At 46.1% G+C, this 1,786-nt stretch carries 2 protein-coding genes; both read right to left on the reverse strand.

The genetic code is table 11. The annotated features are described in order from the left end of the window. The coding region (locus AC1DPZ_RS26470; RefSeq protein ID WP_477409134.1) for an exonuclease domain-containing protein at nucleotides 1-1,229 on the reverse strand (1,229 nt) is incomplete at its 3' end. Between the two features lie 97 nt (nucleotides 1,230-1,326). Further along, the coding region (locus tag AC1DPZ_RS26475) for an ABC transporter ATP-binding protein (protein ID WP_477409136.1) at nucleotides 1,327-1,786 on the reverse strand (460 nt) is incomplete at its 5' end.

Below are 1,786 nucleotides of genomic sequence, written 5' to 3' on the forward strand. Positions count from 1 at the left end.
ATGTAACCCATGCCATAAAACTGGCCTTTCTCTACCAAAATACAGCTGTGCTCATCGCCTGTGCGGCCTTCATCGCGGATGGCGTAGGTAGGCAGTGCGCGCTTTAGTTCGTCAATAGCGTTGTTTACTTTAAGGTTATATTCTTCAACGCTTTCAACACCTTCACATGCGCATTCACTTCCGGCGGCCCCTGTGCAGGGGTTATTGTTGGTTTGGATAAAGCAAAGTTTAGGGCATAAGCTAAAAGCTTCTATGAGCTTGTTAAGCAGGTTATAGCCATCAAGCAAGGAGTTGCAGGTATAGATCACATCGCTGAATTTGCGGCGCTTGTCCACAGCCAGGCGGATATATCCCCGCTGATCTTCAAAAGCATACAGGCAATACGCGTTTTCGAAACGTTTTAAAGACCGGTTATATTTTGGCCACAGGCGTTTAATCTCAATGGCTTCCAGCACAAAGGCAATCAGCTCGGTACCGCAAACCTGGTAGCTTACCTGGTAAATATTGCGCAAAAACTCTTGCCGTTGCAAACCGGGGTTATTACCCGTGAAATGGCTGCTTACGCGTTTCTTTAAGTTTTTTGCCTTGCCAACATAAATAACTTTGCCCTTTTGGTCGTGAAAATAATATACACCAGGTGAAAATGGTAAAGCCTCCACATCCTTTTTAGGCAAATTAGCAGGCAGCACCTGTTCTTTTGAGTTTTGCTTAAGGGCTTGTTTAATATGACCATCGGCATCGCTGTTTAATAACAGCGTGAACAACTCCGAAGTGGCCTCGGCATCTCCGCCTGCACGGTGGCGGCTTTCATTATCAATGCCCAGGTGTTTGCACAGCCGCCCCAAACTATAAGAGGGAAGGCCTGGCAATATTTTGCGACCAAGGCGTACCGTACACAATTTATTACACTGCAGATCATACCCGGCGGCAGCCAGGTGATAGCGTACAAAGGAATAATCAAAATTAACATTATGGGCAACAAATATTTTGCCGTGGATAAGATGGTATACATCGGCAGCCACATCTTCAAACGGTGGGGCCTGCTGTACCATATCGTTGGTGATGCCGGTTAAGGCACTGATATAGATAGGGATTTCCCGTTGAGGGTTTACCAGGGTTTCAAAACGTTTAACAACTTTTTTACCATCGTGTATGCATATTGCAATTTCTGTTATGCCATTCGCGCTGGCATGCCCCCCGGTAGTCTCAATATCAACAATTGCATACATATTTCAAATGTAATACAAGTTTGCTAATTATTTTAGTGTTATTTAAATTTTTTAGCCCCCTCTAAATCTCTCCCGAAAGGGGAGACTTTTCACAGCCTTATAAGGTCCTCTCCTCTGGGGAGGGTTGAGCATGGCTTCGCCTGCTCACGGTATGCACCTCGGGATTCAGGTAATCTTTTTCAATCAGGCCATCGCGCATGCGCACTATGCGGTGGGCATGCAGGGCTATGTCTTCTTCGTGGGTTACTAAAATGATGGTGTTACCTTTGGCGTGAATATCCTCTATCAGCCCCATAATTTCAATGGATGTTTTGGTATCAAGGTTGCCGGTAGGCTCATCGGCCAGTATGATGGATGGGTTATTGATCAATGCCCGGGCAACTGCAACACGCTGGCGCTGACCGCCCGAAAGCTCGTTAGGTTTGTGATCTATACGGTTGCCTAAGCCAACATTTTTTAGCGCGTTGGTGGCACGTTCTGTACGTTTTTCTTTGTTAATACCCGCATAAAGTAAAGGCAGGGCAACATTATCAAGCGCGGTGTTACGGGGCAATAAG

It is taken from the genome of Mucilaginibacter sp. P4_G9, assembly GCF_056400985.1.